We start from the raw sequence: 16,495 nt of genomic DNA on the forward strand, positions 1-16,495 counted from the left end.
CCGGCGAGGCTACCGCTGACCCTGGTCTGCGGGCCGGAAGGACCCGATACCTTGGGCGCAGCCATTGGGCTTCGCGGGGGTGCGCAACACCGGCATGACGCTGGGACTCATTGCAGGACTTGGGATCGTTGTCGTGCTCATTGCCTTGAACGGTGTGTTCGTGGCAGGGGAGTTCTCGCTCCTCGCCGTTGACACTTCTCAGGTTGATGTCTTGGCAGCGCAGGGACGCCGACGCGCCCGTGGCGTGCGAGCGCTGCTGCGGCGCCTCAGCTTCCATCTCGGCGGAGCGCAGCTCGGCATCACCCTCACTTCATTGGTGCTCGGCATCATCGCTGAGGGCACCATCGGCGAGTTGATCGAACGGGCGCTGGGCGGTTGGGCAGAAACGGCGGCATCGACCGGCGTCATCGCGGTCGTTGCGATAGCGCTGGCCGCAGTGTTCCAAATGGTGTTCGGCGAACTGGCACCCAAGAACCTGGCTATATCGCGTCCGCTTCGGGTGAGCATGTGGTTGGCACCCGTGCTGCGGATCTATGGCGTCATCGCCGCCCCGGTCACGCTGCTGTTCAACGGCATCGCCAACGCCACCGTGCGGGGATTGGGCCTGCAGCCGACCGAGGAACTGCGCATCGTGCGCACCCGCGACGAGCTGGAGTACGTCGTCCGCTCGTCGCGCCAGCGCACCCTGAGCGACGCGCAGGCCGATCTGCTGGTGCGAACGCTGCGATTGGGCCGCAAGGACGCAGCTGACGCGCTCACGCCACGGACTGCGATGTCGGCCCTTGGAGCCGGCGCAACTCTCGGCGATCTGGTGGAGCTGGCCCGCAGCAGCGGCCACTCGCGATTCCCCGTACTCGGGTCGAGTTCCGACGACGTGCTCGGCATCGCCGAGGTGCGCGATGTGTTCAGTGTGGACGCGTCCGAGCGAGACCGCACTCCGGTGGAGACCATCATGCGCCCGGTCGTTGCGGTGGCCGAGAGCCGCAAGCTCGACGGCGTGCTGGCCGATATGTCCGAGGCCGACTGCCGGCTGTGCGTCGTGGTGGACGAGCACGGCGGTACTGCCGGTGTCCTGACACGCGAGGACATCGCCGAAGAGCTTGTGGGCGACATTGCCGACGAGTTCGACGAGCCGCCCGCCCTGACACCTCGCCGGCCTGGCCGCCCGATCACCCTGGCGGGCACCGCCACGCTCGATGAGCTGGAAGAGGCCACCGGCTTGGCCGCACCCCCAGGTCCCTATGAGACGTTGGCCGGATTCGTGCTGGAGCGCCTTGGCAAGATCCCGTCTGTGGGCACGGTGGTCTCCTGGAACGGTTGGCGCTTGGCGGTGAGCGAGCTCGACGGCTTGCGCATTGCCGAGGTAGCCGTTAGCGCCGAAACCCCCGCGCACAGCGAAGGCACCGATTCGAACGAGGCATCGTCGTGACGGCGCTCGCGATAGCGGTGGGCGCGGTGCTGATCGTATTCAACGGCGGCTTCGTCGCGATGGAGTTCGGCCTCATCGGCTCGAAGCGTGCAGTCGTGGACAGCCAAGCCGCAACGGGACGATCAGCAGCCCTTGCGGCGCAACACATGCAGTCCGATGTGCTGACCACCCTTGGCGGCGCGCAGCTAGGGATCACCCTGTGCTCGCTGGCAGTCGGTCGCCTCACCGAACCGGCGATCGCTGCGGTCATCGAGAGTGCCATCGGGGGAATCGTCGAGCTGCCAGACGCCGTGTTGCACTCCATCGGCTTCGGAATCGGCCTCGGGCTCGTCGCGGTCGTTCACATGGTGCTCGGCGAGATGGTCCCCAAGAACCTGGCGCTGATCGGCCCTGAACGCACACTGTTCGTGCTTGCCCGCCCGATGGCCGCATATCTCGTCGTCGCCCGACCCGTTGTGCGATCCCTGCTCGCCGTCTCGAACGGGGTCCTGCGAGCCCTTCGCGTGGAGCCGACCACCGAGCTGACCGACACGGCGACGCCGGCCGAGCTGGGCCTCATGGCTCGCGACTCGCTCGCTGAAGGCCACATCGAGGCTGGCGATGTGGCGCTGCTCGAGCGGGCGATGCGCTTCGAAGCCACCACGGTGAGCGAGATCATGGCGCCGGCGGGTGATGTTGCCGCCGTACGGCTCGCCGACTCGATCGCAGCGGCCGAGCAGCAGTTCACCCGCACGGGCCGCTCACGGCTCGTCGTGCTCGGCGATGGACCCGACGACGTCCGGGGCATGCTCCACAGCAACGACCTGGCAGCGTCGACCGAGCGGGATGCGCCCGACCTTGCCGAAGCCGACCGTCGAGTTGCGGCTCGCCAGCGTCTCGGTAGCGGCCTCGTTCGCCGGATGCTCCGCTTCGATCCCGACACAGCGCTCGACGAGGCGCTGCGCCGGATGCAGCGCACACGCATTCATCTTGCCGTCGTGGCCGACGAGCACAACCGGACGCTCGGCGTGGTCGCACTCGACGATCTGCTACGCGGCCTGATCGGTGATCCCGCTGCAGCCGACGAAGGCACGCACAGCAAAATCGCAGACGGCGGAGCAGGGTGACCCAGTTAGGCTGCCGTGGTCGTCGTCAGACCCGTAGCGGCCTGTTGCGCATCACGCCATGACTTGGATCGACAAAGCGCTCGACAGCTGCCCTGGCCAGGTCGTAGTCAACGATTCCAAGACGCCCAGCGGCCGTGCCCATGTCGGCTCGCTGCGTGGCGTGCTCATTCACGACGCTCTGGCTCGAGCGGCGCGCGAGCGCGGCCTGGACGCAACCTTTATGTACGGCTGCGACGACATGGACGCAGTCGACGAGATCCCGCACGGAACTGGAGACCACTTCTTCGAGCACCTCGGCAAGCCATTGTGGGCGGCACCGCCGCCTGCCGGTCTCGACGGCGAGTCGATGGCGCAGGCGTACTTCGGCGAGTTCACTTCAACGTTCGAGCCGCTCGGTGTCGAGACGAGCTTCTATTTCATGAGCGACATCTACCGGGCGGGCAGACTCGACGAGATCATCGACACCTTCCTGCGCGCCGCGCAAACGGTGCGGGAGATCTACCTACGTCTCAGCGGTGCAGGGCGGCCCGAGGACTGGCTGCCCTTCCAGCCCATCTGCTCCGAATGCGGCCGCATCGGCACTACCTACGCCTCCGACTACGACGGGCAGACCGTCCGCTACGAATGCCGGGCTGATCTGGTGCAGTGGGCAACGGGATGCGGCCACAGCGGTCGTGTCAGCCCATTCGGAGGCAATGGCAAGCTGCCGTGGAAGCTCGAATGGGCCGCCAAGTGGAAGCTCTTCGGAGTCTCGATCGAAGGTGCCGGCAAGGACCACATGGCCGCGAGCGGCTCGCATGAAGTCTCCTCGGCGTTGGCTCGCCAGGTACTGCGGTGGCCGGTGCCGGTGGCCGTGCCATATGAGTTCTTCACGCTCGGCGGCGCCAAGATGAGCTCCTCGAAAGGCATCGGCATGACGGCGTCGGAGCTGGCCACGATGCTGCCGCCCGAGCTGCTGCGCTACGTCGTGTTGCGCACCCAACCGAAGCGAGCGATCGATTTTGCGCTCGATGTGTCCGGCCTCACCAAGGCGTTCGTCGAGTACGAACGGCTCTGGCGAACCATGGCTACGGGCGATGCGGAGCCGAATCAGCAGCAGCTGTATTTCATCTCGCAGGTCGCTGGCCACGGCACGGTGCCACAGTCGCCCGCCTTCAGCCCGCCATTCGACTCGGTGTTGAGCCTCACCCAGCAACCGCACATCGACTTAGCGACCCATGTCGAGTCGCTCGGAGTCGATCTGTCCACCGAGGAGGCCGAGTGGCTCGATCGAAAGGAGGCCACCGCGCAGCGGCTGATGCAAAGCCGCCCCGAACTCGCCGGCACGTTCGCGATGCTCGATGTCGCCGAGATCGATGAGCAGCGTCGAGGGCTCGACGACCGCCAGCGCGACTTCCTCAGGCGGTGTTCGCAGCGTCTAGATGAGCTGACCGAATGGGACGCCCGAGCAATCCAAGACGCAATCTTCGAAGCAGCCCGTGATGTCGGCATCGACCCGCGTACCGATGCTGCACTGGCCTTCGGGGCCCTGTACAAAGTGTTCTTCGGCACCGAGACCGGGCCGCGTGCGGGCAGCTACTTGGCATTCTTGGGTCGTCAAGAAACCTTGCGGCGGCTGGGTTGAGCAGCCGACGTGCGCGACGGGTCTGCGGGACCTCTGGCCGCTAGGCGCCGATGGCGTGATAGCCGCCGTCGACGTGAAGGATCTCGCCGGTGGTGCTCCCGAACCAGTCCGACATGAGCGCGAGCGTGCTGCGCGCGACCGGTTCGCTGTCACCGATGTCCCAGCCCAGCGGAGCGCGGGCTTCCCACGCCTCCTCGAAGTCGGTGAACCCGGGGATCGACTTGGCTGCCATGGTGCGGATGGGCCCGGCCGAGACCAGATTCACCCGGATGCCCTGCGGTCCGAGCGACTTCGCCAGGTACCTCGCCGTCGATTCGAAGGCAGCCTTCGCAACGCCCATCCAGTCGTAGAAGGGCCACGCGACGCTGGCATCGAACGTCAGGCCCACGACCGAACCCTTCGCCTCGGCCAGCAGCGGCGCCAACGGTGACGCCAACCCGGCGAGGCTGTATGCCGAGATGTGCATTGCGGTGGACACGTCCTCCCACGGTGCGCTAAGGAAGTTCCCGCCCAAACAGCTCGCGGGTGCGAAGCCGATGGAGTGCAGCAGCCCGTCGAGGCGGCCCCAGCGTTGCGTCAGGTCGTCGCGCACTGCGGAGATCTCGTCGGGCGAGGTGACGTCGAGCGGCAGCACATCGCACGGGGTAGGCAGCTTGCGGGCGGTCCGTTCGGTCAGCCGGATGCCCCGTCCGGCGCCGGTCAGCACGATCTCCGCGCCCTGCTCCTGGGCCAGCCGGGCCACGTTGAACGCCAGCGAGGCGTCGGTCAGCACCCCAGTAATGAGGAGCTTCTTGCCTTCCACGATTCCGCTGCCGGCCATTGGCGCTGCCTCCTTGTCGGCACGGCAGCCTGCAACGCTGCCCACCGCCGGACGCTACCGCCGTGCCTGGCGCCCTTCTGGTGTCCGCACACATTGCCGCCCCTCTTTGCTCTATGGCGCGCTTCGCCGTACCGTGGCGGTCGTGTCAGCAGATGCGACCCCCAACGGGACCGTAGATGGGGTCGCAGCAGCTGCCTCTGCAGGTGCCGGCGAGCCGACCCGCATTGGCATCATCGGCGGCACCGGCCCAGCCGGCGCGGCGCTGGCGACCCGGCTGGCCGACATCGGCTGTGAAGTGACGCTGGGATCTCGTTCGAAGTACCGGTCGATGGAAGTGGTCGACAACATTCTGGATCGCTGGCCTGGGCGGCACCTGCGCATCCACCCCGGTGCCAACAGCCTCGCCGCGGAGGAGCCCACGGTCGTGATCGCCACTCCGTGGGACGCGGCAGCAATCACAGCTCGGGGCGTCGCCGAGCACTTGCGCGGCAAGGTGGTGGCGACGATGTCGAACGCGCTGGCCCGCGTGGACGACGAGTTCGTGCCGCTGATCCCGCCCAGGGGCTCGGTCGCGGCTTCGGTTCAGGCGTCGCTGCCGGACTCCCGAGTCGCCGCTGCCCTGCAGCACGTGCCTGCGACCGAGCTCGGCAATCTCGACGAGCCGGTGGACGGCGACATCCTCATCTGCAGCGATCACCGCGAGGCCACCTGGCATATCGCCGAGATCGTGGACCGCATGCCCGGCGCGCGAGCGCTCGACTGCGGGAACCTGTCAAATGCAACAGCCATCGAGGCATTCACTGCAGTGCTGATGCAGCTCAACACGCGGTACCGCACCCGTGTGGCCCTTCGGCTGGTCGGCTTGGATCACGTCCCGATCAGCGTGCTCGGGGGCGGGCCGAGCCGCCCTGACGCAGCGCAGCCGAGCGTCGAGACCGTCCCCGACTGAGCCGATGGCTGGTGCTCTGAGCGCAGAGCGATGAGGCTGTACGAGACGCAGCGGCGGGCCATCGTGCCGCTCAGCGTGCGCCCAGGCAACACGGTGCGCATGTACGTGTGCGGGATCACGCCCTATGACGCCACCCACGTGGGCCACGCCGCCACCTTCCTGGCCTACGACGTGCTGCAGCGGCGACTGCGGGATCTCGGCTGGCGCACCCGGTGCGTCCGCAACATCACCGACGTGGACGACGACCTGCTGGCGCGGGCGCGTGCCATGGGCGTGCACTACCTGGATCTGGCGGCGGGGTCGCTGGCTGCGTTCGACGCAGACATGGAGGCGCTGGGGCTGCTGCGGGCCGACAGCGAGCCCCGAGCCACCTCAGCGATCTCCGACATCCGGCGAGTGATCGGCCAGTTGCTCGACAGCGGACATGCATATAGCAGTGGCGAAGGTGTCTATTTCGACGTCTCGAAGGCACCCGGTTTCGGGGAGCTGAGCCGCCTCGGCGTCACCGAGATGATCGAGTTGGCCCGCAGGCGTGGCGGTCGGCCCGACGATCCAGACAAGCGCAACCCGCTGGATTTCGTGCTGTGGCAACGTGCAGCTCCCGACGAACCGGAATGGTCGTCGTTGTGGGGTCCGGGCCGCCCCGGGTGGCACGTGGAGTGCTCTGCTCTGGCGCTCGCTCACCTCGGTCAGACGATCGATGTGCACGGTGGCGGAAGCGACCTGGTGTTCCCGCACCACGAGTGCTCCCGGGCACAGTCCGAAGCTGTCACCGGTGGACCATTCGTGCGCCACTGGATGCATACCTCGATGGTGCGACAGGGCGGCGCCAAAATGTCCAAGTCGGCAGGAAACCTCGTGTTTGTGTCCGACTTGCGCGAGCGCTGGGAGCCCATGGCGCTGCGGTTGGCGCTGCTGGGTGCGCACTATCGGGCCGATTGGGACTGGGATGAGCGCCGCGTGGCCGATGCGGCCCGGCGACTCGAGCGCTGGCGGGCGGCGGGTCCCGGCGACGGAGCGCTGTCGAGCGTCCGCGAGCGTCTGGACGACGATCTCGACACGCCGGGCGCGCTCGCAGCAATCGACACGGCCGTCGCGGACGGTGAGTCCGCCAGCGACGCAGCTGCCCTGCTCGGCGTCGTGCTCTAGTTCGTGCGAGAAGCGCAAGCAGCCGCGAGCGCCTGCGAGGGCGCCGGTAGCGTTGGCCTCGATGGCCGAGCCAGACGACCTCGGCGAGGTACGCGACGCGCTTCCCGCTGACCTGGACCGAGGATTTGTCGGCGCGTACAAGTTCCCCGACAACTCGCGGCGCAAGATCACCGGCGCACTGTGCTTCGCAGCGGGTGTGTGGGCTGCTACAGCGGCGCTTGCTGCTGAGGGCGAATCGGTCCTGCTCAACGAAGGTGTGGCGGTAGGCGGTGTACTGCTCGCCCTCGCCGGCCTCTACCAATTCGCAGCGGGACGTCGATTCGCTGTCAATGAGAACGAAGCGTTGGTCGCCGCAGTCACCGACGTCGGTTTTGCTGTCGGGCACGCCAGCGCGCAGCTCGGCTGGCGGGGCTGGATGAGCCGCCCTACATGGCGAGTGCTCGTGTATTCGGCGGAAGACCCGCCTGAGCGCAGAGGCTTGGTGCTCGTGGATGCGCTGAGCGGTTCCGTGCTCGAGCGTTGGGTGGAGGACAATCCCGAGACCTGGATTGAGACGGTGCCCAGCTCAGCGCCAGAGGCTCCCGACGGCGCTGGTGTGCACACGAGCGCAATCCCGGAGCCCGGCGACGGGAGCTGACGATGTTTGACGGCATGTTCCGCAAGGGCGTCGACAGAGTCACAGCGCCGATCGGGCGTGGACTCGCCGCGATCGGCCTGAGCGCTGACGTGCTCACTGCTTTCGGGCTCGTGATGGCAGCGGCGAGCGCCATTGCCATTGGTGCAGGCCGACTGGGTCTCGGCACCGTGTTCCTGGTGGTGACTGCGCTCGCTGACCTCTTTGACGGGCCGGTCGCGGCAGCGCGGGGCACCTCGTCGAGCCGGGGCGCATTCTTCGACTCGACGGCCGACCGGGTCACCGATGGCCTGCTGCTGGGTGGCATCGCTTGGTATCTCGCCTCTGAGCACGGCGCGCATTGGGCCGTGTTGCCCATGGCGGTGCTCGGCGTCAGTGCGGTGATCTCCTACGAGCGTGCCAAGGCTGAGTTGCTGGGCTTCGTGGCCAAGGGCGGGCTGATGGAGCGTGCCGAACGCACAGTGGTGATTGCCGTGGCGGTTGCCTTCGAGGTGTTGCTCATTCCGTTGCTGTGGGTGCTGCTCGCGCTCTCAACCGTGACAGCGGTGATGCGCTTTGTGAAGGTGTGGCGTCAGGCCAGCGCGCGAATGTCGCAGTGAGCGCAGTGCTCCGCCGCCTGCAAGGGCGGGACAAGGCACGCCGCCTGCAAGGGCGGGACAAGGCACGCCGCCTGCAAGGGCGGGACAAGGCGATTGTGCTGGGGTACCAAGCGGGAGCGACCGCAGCCCGGATGGTCCCGCTGTGGCTGGGTGAGCGTTTGGCTGCGCTTGCGGGCCCCGTGCTGGCGCGGCTGATGCCCGCCAAGGCCGACATGGTGCGCCGGCACCAGGCACGGGCACAGCGTTGGATTGCTTCGGGGGCGGGTGCCGGCGGGTCTGAACGGGATGCCGGCGAAGCCGGCGCAGACGCAATGGCGGCGAAGCGAGCCGTGCAGCAGGCCACCGCCGGGGCCTTCAGCTCCTATGCCCGCTACTGGCTGGAGTCGTTCAGGCTGCCCGCGCTGAGTGAGAGCACCCTGGACCGCGGCATCGATGTTCCGGCCTACCACCATGTCGAGGAGGCCCTCGAGCGCGGCAATGGCGTCATCTTGGCTCTGCCGCACCTGGGGGGCTGGGAGTGGGCCGGATTCTGGATGGCGACCGTGAACCGGTTGCCGATCAGCGTGGTGGTCGAGCCCTTGCATCCGCCGGAGCTCTTCGAGTGGTTCGCCAATTTCCGTGAGCGGTTGGGCATGCGCGTCGTGCCGCTCGGACCAGACGCGGGCCGCGAGGTGCTGGGCGCGCTTCGACGCAATGAGATCGTCTGCTTGTTGTGCGACCGTGACCTCACCAGCGACGGCATCGAGGTCAGCTTCGGCGACGAGCAGACGACGTTGCCGGCAGGTCCGGCGTTGCTGGCACTGCGATCAGGTGCGGCCCTGCTGCCGACCGCCGTGTACTTCCGACCTCGGGGCAGGCACCTCGGCACGGTTCGGCCGCCGGTAGACGTCACCCGACGCGGGCGCCTCCGTGACGATGTTGCTACGGTCACCCAGCGGCTCGCGGACGAGTTGGTGACGCTGATCGCTGCAGAACCGCATCAGTGGCACCTCTTCGGTCCCAATTGGCCGTCAGACCGACCAGCCGTGTCAGGCGACGCAGCCGACGGCGACTAGCGGAAGCGTCAAGAGAGCGCATTGTGCGACCCGCATACCGCGCCTAGCGTCTGGGCGGCAGTGAAGATTGCTGCGCAGATCGTCAGTGAGGTGCGGCCTATGAGGTTCTGCCCGTGAGAATCGGGATCATCTCGCCCTACAGCCTGACCAGCCCTGGCGGTGTCCAGATGCAGGTGCTGGGTTTGGCTCGAGCTTTGGCTGCGAGCGGCCACGAGACACGAGTGCTCGCTCCTTGCGACGGCGCACCGCCCCAGACCGGTGTCACACCTCTGGGCGCAAGCATTCCTACCTTCACGAACGGATCGGTCGCCCCGATTGCGCCCGACTTCGCCTGCACGTTGCGCACGGTTCGGGCGCTGCGTGACGAGCAGTTCGATGTCCTGCACCTGCATGAGCCGCTGTGTCCCGGGCCGACGCAGACAGCTCTGTTCCTGGGCTCGACGCCGATCGTCGGCACGTGGCATGCAGCGGGGGGCAGCCTTGCGTACTTGGTGCCGGGAACACGGTGGCTGGCGACGAGGATCGACATTCGGGCCGCTGTCTCGGTCGATGCCGCCGAGATGGCCCGTGATGGCGTGGGCGGCGACTACGAGTTGGTCTTCAACGGTGTCGAGCTGGATCGCTTCGACGAAGTCGCTCCCATGCGCAGCCCCGCACCCACGATCGCGTACATCGGTCGCCACGAGCCGCGCAAGGGCCTCACGGTGCTGCTCGAAGCCATGTCGCGACTGCCTGAAGGAGTGCGTCTGTGGGTGATGTCGCGCGGCCCGCAGACCGAGGAGTTGCAGCGCAGATACCAGCGCGACACGCGCATCGAGTGGCTCGGACGGGTCAGCGAGGCCGAGAAGCTGGCTCGCATCAAGGGCGCCGACGTGTTCTGCGTGCCGTCATTGCATGGCGAGAGTTTCGGCGTGGTGCTCATCGAAGCCATGGCTGCACGAACACCGGTGGTAGCGAGCGATCTGCCCGGATACCGCAACGTCGTTCGCATTGGGGACGAAGCCGAGCTTGTCGCCCCTGGCGATGCGGCAGCGTTGGCAGCGGCGCTCCTGCGTTTGCTGAGGCGCCCCGACCGCGCCGCGGACCTCGTGGCGGCCGGCCGCCAGCGCGCCGAGCAGTTCTCGATGGCTCGGCTGGCCGAGATCTACCTCGATATCTACGGACGTGCCATCGCGCGACGCCGTGCCAGCTGAGGTCTGCCCGTCAAGCTGTGCCACCTGTGCTGTGCCAATAGTGATTGGGGCCGCTTGAATGCAGCGGGTGGACCCGCTGTTCGCCATCTACCGCAGTCGAGCCGACAAGCTGCTGGCGGAATTCTGGGCCGTGCATCTCGTTGCGGGGGCGATCGTGGGCGTGCTGGTGGCGCTGTTCACGCCTCTGGGCTGGTGGGTGATGCCGATCGCGCTCGCAGCGGCCTGCGGACTCGCCGCTACCTGGCTGGCGGTCGGAGAGCGACGCTTGCGAAATGCGCTGTTCGGTGCCAGTTCGAAGGTGTGTGATTTTGACGATGAGCCCCGCCTGGCGAACGTCGTTGACGGCGTCTGCCTGCTGGTGGGGGTTCAAGCGCCAGCGCTCGTTGTCGCTCCCAGCAGCGGGGCGAACGCCGCTGCGTTTGGCCGGCAATCCGAGCGGTCCACGGTTGTCGTCACACAGGGCTTGCTCGACTCGCTGAACCGCATCGAGCTGGAGGCCGTCGTTGCGCGGCTGCTGGCACAGATTCGTGACGGGCGTAGTGCCTACCTGACCACAGCGGTGACGACGGTGGGGCTGCCCGCGCTGCTGTGGACCTCCCTGTGGCCGTTCGTTCAGGCCCGCTTGGAGCGCGAGGCCAGCACCGGCAACGACTTCGACGACGACGCCGAAGCCGTGAGGCTGACCCGCTACCCACCAGGTCTCGCCGACGCGCTCGAAACGATGTCGGGAGCGGTTGTGCGTACCGATGCACCGAGAGTGACGTGGCCGCTGTGGCTGGCCGATCCGAGAGCTGCCGAGACCCAGCTCCCGGACGATTTGCCCGACTACCGGGCAGACCTTGAGACGCGTGTCGCGGTGCTGCGCGAATTCTGAAGTGAGCGCGGTGTTCAGGGGTGGGAACACCCATCGTCGTAGCAGTCGTATTGGTGACGTGGTTGCGAGTTTTTCGGCGAGGATGCCGCCCGTCTGAGTGACACAAGCTTCTGGGGACTCGCTGAATTGTGGCGTAGTTCAGACGGGGGACATGGTGCCAACGCTCACGGTGGAGCCGCGGTCGGTGGGGCAGACCTCGATGCCGGTGCGGATGCGCTCACGCAGTCCACCCACGTGGCTGATGAGGCTAACGGTACGGCCGCCCTCTCGCAGGCGGTCGAATTCGTCCAAGGCGAGTTGCAGTGCCTCGCTGTCGAGAGTGCCGAATCCCTCGTCGACGAACAGTGCGTCGAGACGCACACCGCCAGCATGGGAGGTAACCACGTCGGCGACGCCGAGGGCCAGCGACAGCGACGCCTGAAAGGTCTCACCGCCGGAAAGAGTGGAGACCTCGCGCTCACGTCCGGTGTAAACGTCGTGTACCCGCAGGCCCAGGCCGGCTTTGCCGCCACCCCATTCGCGGTCGCGATGGACGCTGAGCCGGTAACGCCCACCGGTCATAGAGCCGAGCCGTCGGTTGGCGAAGGTGCAGATCTCCTCCAGGTACGCCGAGAGCACCCAGCGCTGCAATGAGACTCTCGGCGGCATTCGACCGTTGCACCGGCCGGCCACCGTCGACCACAGCTCCGCCTCGGCGAGGGCGGTGGCGTAAGTCTTGCTGCGGCCTCGGTAGTCAGCCGCCCAGCCGCTGATGGCGATGTGGGCATCGGCGGTGATCGTCCGACGGTCATTGGCGGCTCTCGCAGCTGCGTCGGCATCGGCGAGCGCGTCAGCCGACGCGTCCGTGTCAGCTCGTTCTTCGGGCACGCCCTGCAGTGCATCGGCTTCGAGGTCACGGTGGACGTTCCGACTCGCCGTGTCGTACGTGGTGACACGCTGTCGTATCTCGCCGCGCTCTTCAAGGCTGCACAGTGCGGCGCGTGCCCCGTCAGGCGTGGCAAAGGGTGACGGAGCGAGTTGCGCGTCGAGAGCGGCGGCCGTCGCCCGGAGCGTGGTCTCGGCCGCCGTCAGGCCGCGCTCGGCCGCGGACAACGCTTCGACGGCCTCTTCGATGAGTGTGATCGCTTCAATGGCTGCAACGGGATCGATGTCGCCGATCTGATCGGCGATGCCCGTCCGCAGGGTCGACGCTTCGTTCTCGGCTGCCTTGGCACGCTCCGAGGCCGCAGTGGCGTCGAGAGCGGCTTGCTTGGCCGCCTCCGCCGCAGTTGTGGCGTTGTCGCGGTGCGCTGTCACGGTCTTGCCGAGTCCTTCGACCTGCCCCGCCAGTTCCGTGGCGGTTTGCAGCAGTGCGCTGGCCTTTTGGGCCAGCGCAGCGGCGCCCTCGGGATCATCGGCTGTGTCGCCGGCACGCCCCCGCAACACGGCGGATTTCTCGGCAAGTAGCTTGAATGTCTTCCGCGCTCGAGTTTCGGCCCGCTCGGCTCCGGCGGCGACGGTCTCCGCGGTCTCGACATTCTCGATGGCGACGGCATCGCCAGCGGGCTCGGCCGGATAAGGGTGATCGGTCGATCCACAGACAGGGCACGGCTCGGTGTCCTGGAGTGTTCCCGCCAGCACAGCAGCAATGCCCTCCAGGTACCGCTGTCGCAGGTCCAGCGCTTCGCGGCGTCAGTCCAGCGTCGCTCGCTCGGCCACGGTGGCCGCTCTTTCTGCCGCAGTCAGGCGAGATCCCCTCGAGACCAGTTCGATCGCCGCATCGGCTCGCTGGGATGCCAGTTCGGCCGCTGCTCGCAGAGCGGCCACCTGGTCGGCGGCCGTCCGTGCCCCGATCAGTTTGTTCTCGGCCACTTGGCGCTCTTGTTCGTGCGTCGCGGCGACCGCAGTTTGCTGCTGCTTGACCAGTCGAAGGCGAGCCTCGGCGCCCCGCTCGGAGGCGGCAGTGGATTCTCGTGCCTCGGCCGTGGCAGCGTGTGTGGCGAGGTCGTCGAGCTTGCTGCGATGAATGGCGAGTGCGGTACCGATGGCGTCTAGGTCCTGAGCTGTCGGCGTCGCGTCGGCAGAGGGCACGGCGAGGCCCTCGGGCAGGCTCGGTGCCTCGTTGCAATGATCCACGACGGCAGCGATCTGTTCGTTCATCCGGGTGGTGCACCGTGCGAGTTCGACCTGGTGGCGCTGTTCGGTGTCCAATAGGGGGCGTAGATGCTCGGCTGAGTCGGCGAAGTGGAGGGTGTCACGGTGGGCATCTACGGCCGGCCGCTCGTCGGCGAGTTCGTCCCGGCGCTTGCGGAGTCCGGCGCGCCGGTCCCAGTTCTCGGCGATCCGCTTAATGGCGATGTGAGTGGAAAGGGCCGTTGCTAGCGCCGCGTCGGCGGACCCGGCAGCGGTGTCGGCGTTGTTCATCAGCGAGTTTGCGTTGCGAACGACTTCGTCGAGGGCGGCCTGATCGGCTGGCCAGGCGTCGTTGGTGTCGGCTTCGTCGTCCAAGCGATCAGCGGGCAGGGGTTGTTCGGCGTCGTCGGTCACGGACCGCCACCGTTCGGCGGCCCGTCGACGCAGGTTCGCAAGTTCACGTTCGTGCTCGGCCGCCGCTTCCCGGCGGCTCTTGGCAGCATTGTCGAGCCACTCCGATGCTGCCCCGAAGACGGCCGTGTCGAAGAGCGTGCGCAGCAGTTTCTCGCGGTCCTCGGAGTTAGATCGGAGGACCCGCTCGAAGCGACCTTGTGGGAGCAGGATCACCTGCTGGAACTGTTGGGCGGTCAGTCCGAGCAATCCGGCAATCTCATCATTGACCTCGCGGATCTTCGCTGCCACGGCTCGCCATTCGTCGCCTTCGCGCCGTTCGAGCGTTGCCTCTGCCGCACGGCGAGTCGTGCCCTCGCCTCGCACCTTGGCCGATTCGTGCTCCGGGCTTCGCCGGACCCGCCACCGATGCCCTTGCGACGTGAATTCCAACTCTGCCCACGGGTTCACGTCGAGCGGGGCGTGGTCGGAGCGGAGAGTGTGTTTGGCTCGCCCGCCTGGCACGTCACCGTAGAGAGCGAAGCAGAGCGCGTCGAGCAGGAAGGTCTTGCCTGCTCCGGTGGGGCCGTGGATGAGGAAGAGTCCCTCCTCGACGAGCGGGTCGAAGTCGATCTCTACTTCGTCGGCGTACGGGCCGAGGGCGCAGAAGGCGAGGCGGTGCGGCTTCACCGGTCATCCTCCGTGCCGGTGGCTGCGAGCGCCTCCCTGAGCACGGCTTGGTGCGGTTCGGAGGCGTCGGCCCCGTGCAGCTCGGACCAGAATCGCAGAGTGAGGTCGAGCGGCCCCATGCCGCTGCGCACTGCCGATGCGACGTCACCGCTGTCAGCCGCCACGTGTCCGTCGGGCTGGTGATCGAGCACAACAGCGTGGGGAAAGCGCTGCTGCAGTCGGGGCATGGCCTGCAGCGGGAGGTCCAAGTCGGTGAGTTGGATACGGACACGCGCCCGCTCGGCGTCGGCGAATTCGGGATTGACGAGCAGATCGTCGAACGCGCCTCGCAGGGTGCGCAATGGGCGACCGACCTCCAGCGGCACGACCTCGGTGCGACAGCGCCCTCGGGTGTCCATCTCGACGATGCGGACGGATTTTGACGTGTGTCTGACTTAATGTCGCTTTTTTGGGTGGGTTTAGCCAGCATGGTCGGGTTCTTGTGATTGTCGGTTGTGATGGTATGCGATGCGTTGTTCGCGTGCGCGGTCGAGGCCGTGGCGTCGGGCTGCGCGCACCGTGTCGGCGTGGCCGTTGTGTTCCTGGTCGGGGGTGAGGTAGCCGATGCCGGCGTGAAGGCGGACGGTGTTGTAGTGGTTGCGCTGGTGTTCGAGCTCGGCGCGCAGCACGTCGATGTCGCTGATCAGCTCCAGGTGGGGCTGCTCGATTTTGAGGTGCCCGAACTGGCTCTGGGTCCAGGCTTGGTCGGTGGGTGTGCCGGGCCGGCGGTAGTGGGTGGCGAGCCAGCACAGGGCCATGAACTCCCGTGTCGATCCCGAGGCCGTCTGGGGGCCGTTGTCGCACAGCACGAGCAGCACCGGGATGTCGTCGCTGTCGGGGTCCCATCTCAGTGCGTCGGGGTTGCGCTCGTCGATGACGTCTTCGATGCCCTCCCAGCGCAGGGCCCGGCCGAACACGGCCTGGACCTCGATGCTGGTCTCGTCCCGGGAGGTGATGTCGGCGATCGGTTTGCGCGAGATCACGTCGCAGATCACTGTCGTGGCTGCCTGGGCGCGCGGCCAGTGGGTCGTGTCGCAGGTCCAGATCCGGTTCGGGGCCGACTCGGCCCACGCCGGCCACGGCCGCCGGGCAACGCGCGGGCTGCGCTTGGGGCCGCGAAAGCGCAGGTCACGGCGTTCCAGCACACGCCGCACCGTGGACGGGTCGGCCCAGAAGCGGCCCAGCCACGACCCGCGGTGGGCGAGCTTGCGATGCGACCGGTCGATGTCGGCCCATTCGTCGAACACCGCCACGATCTCGTCTTCCTCGTGCGGGGTCAGCCCATGGGACGGGTTCCCGCCCGGCGCTGAGCCGTCGAGGCCCGAGCCGTCGGCGACACGGCGCCGCCACCGCTGGACGCGACGCACCGACAGCTCCAAGCCCCCGCATGCAGCACCGGTGCTCCATCCCGCGGCCTCAGCGCGCCCGACCAGGCCCAGCAGTGCTGCCTTGTCGGCCGCGTCCACCCTGGCAGGGACCCGGCCGCTCAGCCCCAATGCCCTTTTCCCTCCAACAGCGTCAGCCTCACCGCCATCTCCGCCAACGCCGCACGAAGACGCTCCGCCTCGGCCCGAGCCTGTTCCAGCTCCACATCGCGCACCGAGTCCCGACGCCCAGGACGCGACGCCGCCAACGCATCGAGCGCGCCCTGCCGGGCGACCTCGCGCAGCTTCGCGATCGTCGAGCGATCCACCCCGGCACTCCCGGCCGCCTCCGCGACCGTGATCTCCCCGCGCACGAGCTGCATCCAGATCTCGTACTTCTCCTGCGGCGCCAAAAACCGCTTCCTCTTCTGTGTTGCGTCTGATTTAGCGCGACAGGTTCTGAGTTTT

General features: G+C 67.5%; 16 protein-coding genes. 10 read left to right on the forward strand and 6 right to left on the reverse strand.

The window, feature by feature from the left end:
* The first annotated feature begins 79 nt into the window (after positions 1 to 79).
* The 3 genes from ACPXYO_RS12745 to lysS are packed head-to-tail and all read left to right on the forward strand — an operon-like array spanning position 80 to position 4,159.
* The gene (locus tag ACPXYO_RS12745; RefSeq protein ID WP_423921047.1) at positions 80 to 1,429 is read left to right on the forward strand and encodes a hemolysin family protein; all 1,350 of its coding nucleotides are present in this window, start codon (positions 80 to 82) and stop codon (positions 1,427 to 1,429) included.
* On the forward strand, positions 1,426 to 2,535 hold the full coding sequence (locus ACPXYO_RS12750) for a hemolysin family protein (protein ID WP_423921050.1): 1,110 nt from the start codon (positions 1,426 to 1,428) through the stop codon (positions 2,533 to 2,535). Before ACPXYO_RS12745 ends, ACPXYO_RS12750 begins: the two co-directional genes overlap by 4 nt.
* Positions 2,536 to 2,593: 58 nt before the next feature.
* Complete coding sequence (gene lysS / locus ACPXYO_RS12755; protein WP_423921051.1) at positions 2,594 to 4,159, forward strand: lysine--tRNA ligase; 1,566 nt, start codon at positions 2,594 to 2,596, stop codon at positions 4,157 to 4,159.
* 40 nt (positions 4,160 to 4,199) lie between these two features.
* Here the strand turns inward: lysS and fabI are convergent, their stop codons facing one another.
* Positions 4,200 to 4,979, reverse strand: coding sequence for an enoyl-ACP reductase FabI (gene fabI, locus ACPXYO_RS12760; RefSeq protein WP_423923848.1), 780 nt, complete (start codon positions 4,977 to 4,979; stop codon positions 4,200 to 4,202).
* Between the two features lie 142 nt (positions 4,980 to 5,121).
* On the opposite strand from fabI, the gene npdG reads away from it, so the two are divergent.
* From npdG to ACPXYO_RS12795, 7 genes are all read left to right on the forward strand, one after another.
* Positions 5,122 to 5,928 carry an NADPH-dependent F420 reductase gene (gene npdG, locus ACPXYO_RS12765; protein WP_423921054.1) on the forward strand — a complete coding sequence of 269 codons (807 nt, stop codon included), beginning with the start codon at positions 5,122 to 5,124 and terminating at the stop codon, positions 5,926 to 5,928.
* 30 nt (positions 5,929 to 5,958) lie between these two features.
* Positions 5,959 to 7,077: a cysteine--tRNA ligase gene (locus ACPXYO_RS12770; RefSeq protein ID WP_423921057.1), complete on the forward strand. Its 1,119-nt coding sequence runs from the start codon at positions 5,959 to 5,961 to the stop codon at positions 7,075 to 7,077.
* Between the two features lie 61 nt (positions 7,078 to 7,138).
* On the forward strand, positions 7,139 to 7,714 hold the full coding sequence (locus ACPXYO_RS12775) for a hypothetical protein (RefSeq protein WP_423921060.1): 576 nt from the start codon (positions 7,139 to 7,141) through the stop codon (positions 7,712 to 7,714).
* 2 nt (positions 7,715 to 7,716) lie between these two features.
* Entirely contained in the window at positions 7,717 to 8,310 is a 594-nt protein-coding gene (locus tag ACPXYO_RS12780; protein WP_423921063.1) for a CDP-alcohol phosphatidyltransferase family protein, read from the forward strand.
* Positions 8,307 to 9,365 (forward strand): phosphatidylinositol mannoside acyltransferase, encoded by a 1,059-nt coding sequence (locus tag ACPXYO_RS12785; RefSeq protein WP_423921066.1) that lies wholly within the window; start codon positions 8,307 to 8,309, stop codon positions 9,363 to 9,365. Before ACPXYO_RS12780 ends, ACPXYO_RS12785 begins: the two co-directional genes overlap by 4 nt.
* 113 nt (positions 9,366 to 9,478) lie before the next feature.
* Positions 9,479 to 10,558: a glycosyltransferase family 4 protein gene (locus tag ACPXYO_RS12790; RefSeq protein ID WP_423921069.1), complete on the forward strand. Its 1,080-nt coding sequence runs from the start codon at positions 9,479 to 9,481 to the stop codon at positions 10,556 to 10,558.
* Positions 10,559 to 10,625: 67 nt separating this feature from the next.
* Positions 10,626 to 11,432 carry a M48 family metalloprotease gene (locus tag ACPXYO_RS12795; protein WP_423921072.1) on the forward strand — a complete coding sequence of 269 codons (807 nt, stop codon included), beginning with the start codon at positions 10,626 to 10,628 and terminating at the stop codon, positions 11,430 to 11,432.
* 138 nt (positions 11,433 to 11,570) lie between these two features.
* On the opposite strand, the gene ACPXYO_RS12800 is transcribed toward ACPXYO_RS12795, so the two are convergent.
* The 5 genes from ACPXYO_RS12800 to ACPXYO_RS12820 are packed head-to-tail and all read right to left on the reverse strand — an operon-like array spanning position 11,571 to position 16,440.
* On the reverse strand, positions 11,571 to 13,052 hold the full coding sequence (locus tag ACPXYO_RS12800) for an SbcC/MukB-like Walker B domain-containing protein (RefSeq protein WP_423921075.1): 1,482 nt from the start codon (positions 13,050 to 13,052) through the stop codon (positions 11,571 to 11,573).
* Between the two features lie 51 nt (positions 13,053 to 13,103).
* Positions 13,104 to 14,624 carry an AAA family ATPase gene (locus ACPXYO_RS12805; RefSeq protein WP_423921077.1) on the reverse strand — a complete coding sequence of 507 codons (1,521 nt, stop codon included), beginning with the start codon at positions 14,622 to 14,624 and terminating at the stop codon, positions 13,104 to 13,106.
* Complete coding sequence (locus ACPXYO_RS12810) at positions 14,621 to 15,022, reverse strand: exonuclease SbcCD subunit D C-terminal domain-containing protein (RefSeq protein WP_423921080.1); 402 nt, start codon at positions 15,020 to 15,022, stop codon at positions 14,621 to 14,623. The genes ACPXYO_RS12805 and ACPXYO_RS12810 overlap by 4 nt, the downstream gene beginning before the upstream one ends.
* Positions 15,023 to 15,082: 60 nt before the next feature.
* Entirely contained in the window at positions 15,083 to 16,129 is a 1,047-nt protein-coding gene (locus tag ACPXYO_RS12815) for an integrase core domain-containing protein (RefSeq protein ID WP_423921083.1), read from the reverse strand.
* A 20-nt stretch (positions 16,130 to 16,149) separates the two neighbouring features.
* Positions 16,150 to 16,440, reverse strand: a complete 291-nt coding sequence (locus ACPXYO_RS12820; protein ID WP_423921086.1) for a hypothetical protein — start codon at positions 16,438 to 16,440, stop codon at positions 16,150 to 16,152.
* Positions 16,441 to 16,495 lie beyond the last annotated feature (55 nt).

This window comes from Candidatus Poriferisodalis sp. (assembly GCF_965237655.1).
GTDB lineage: Bacteria > Actinomycetota > Acidimicrobiia > Acidimicrobiales > Poriferisodalaceae > Poriferisodalis.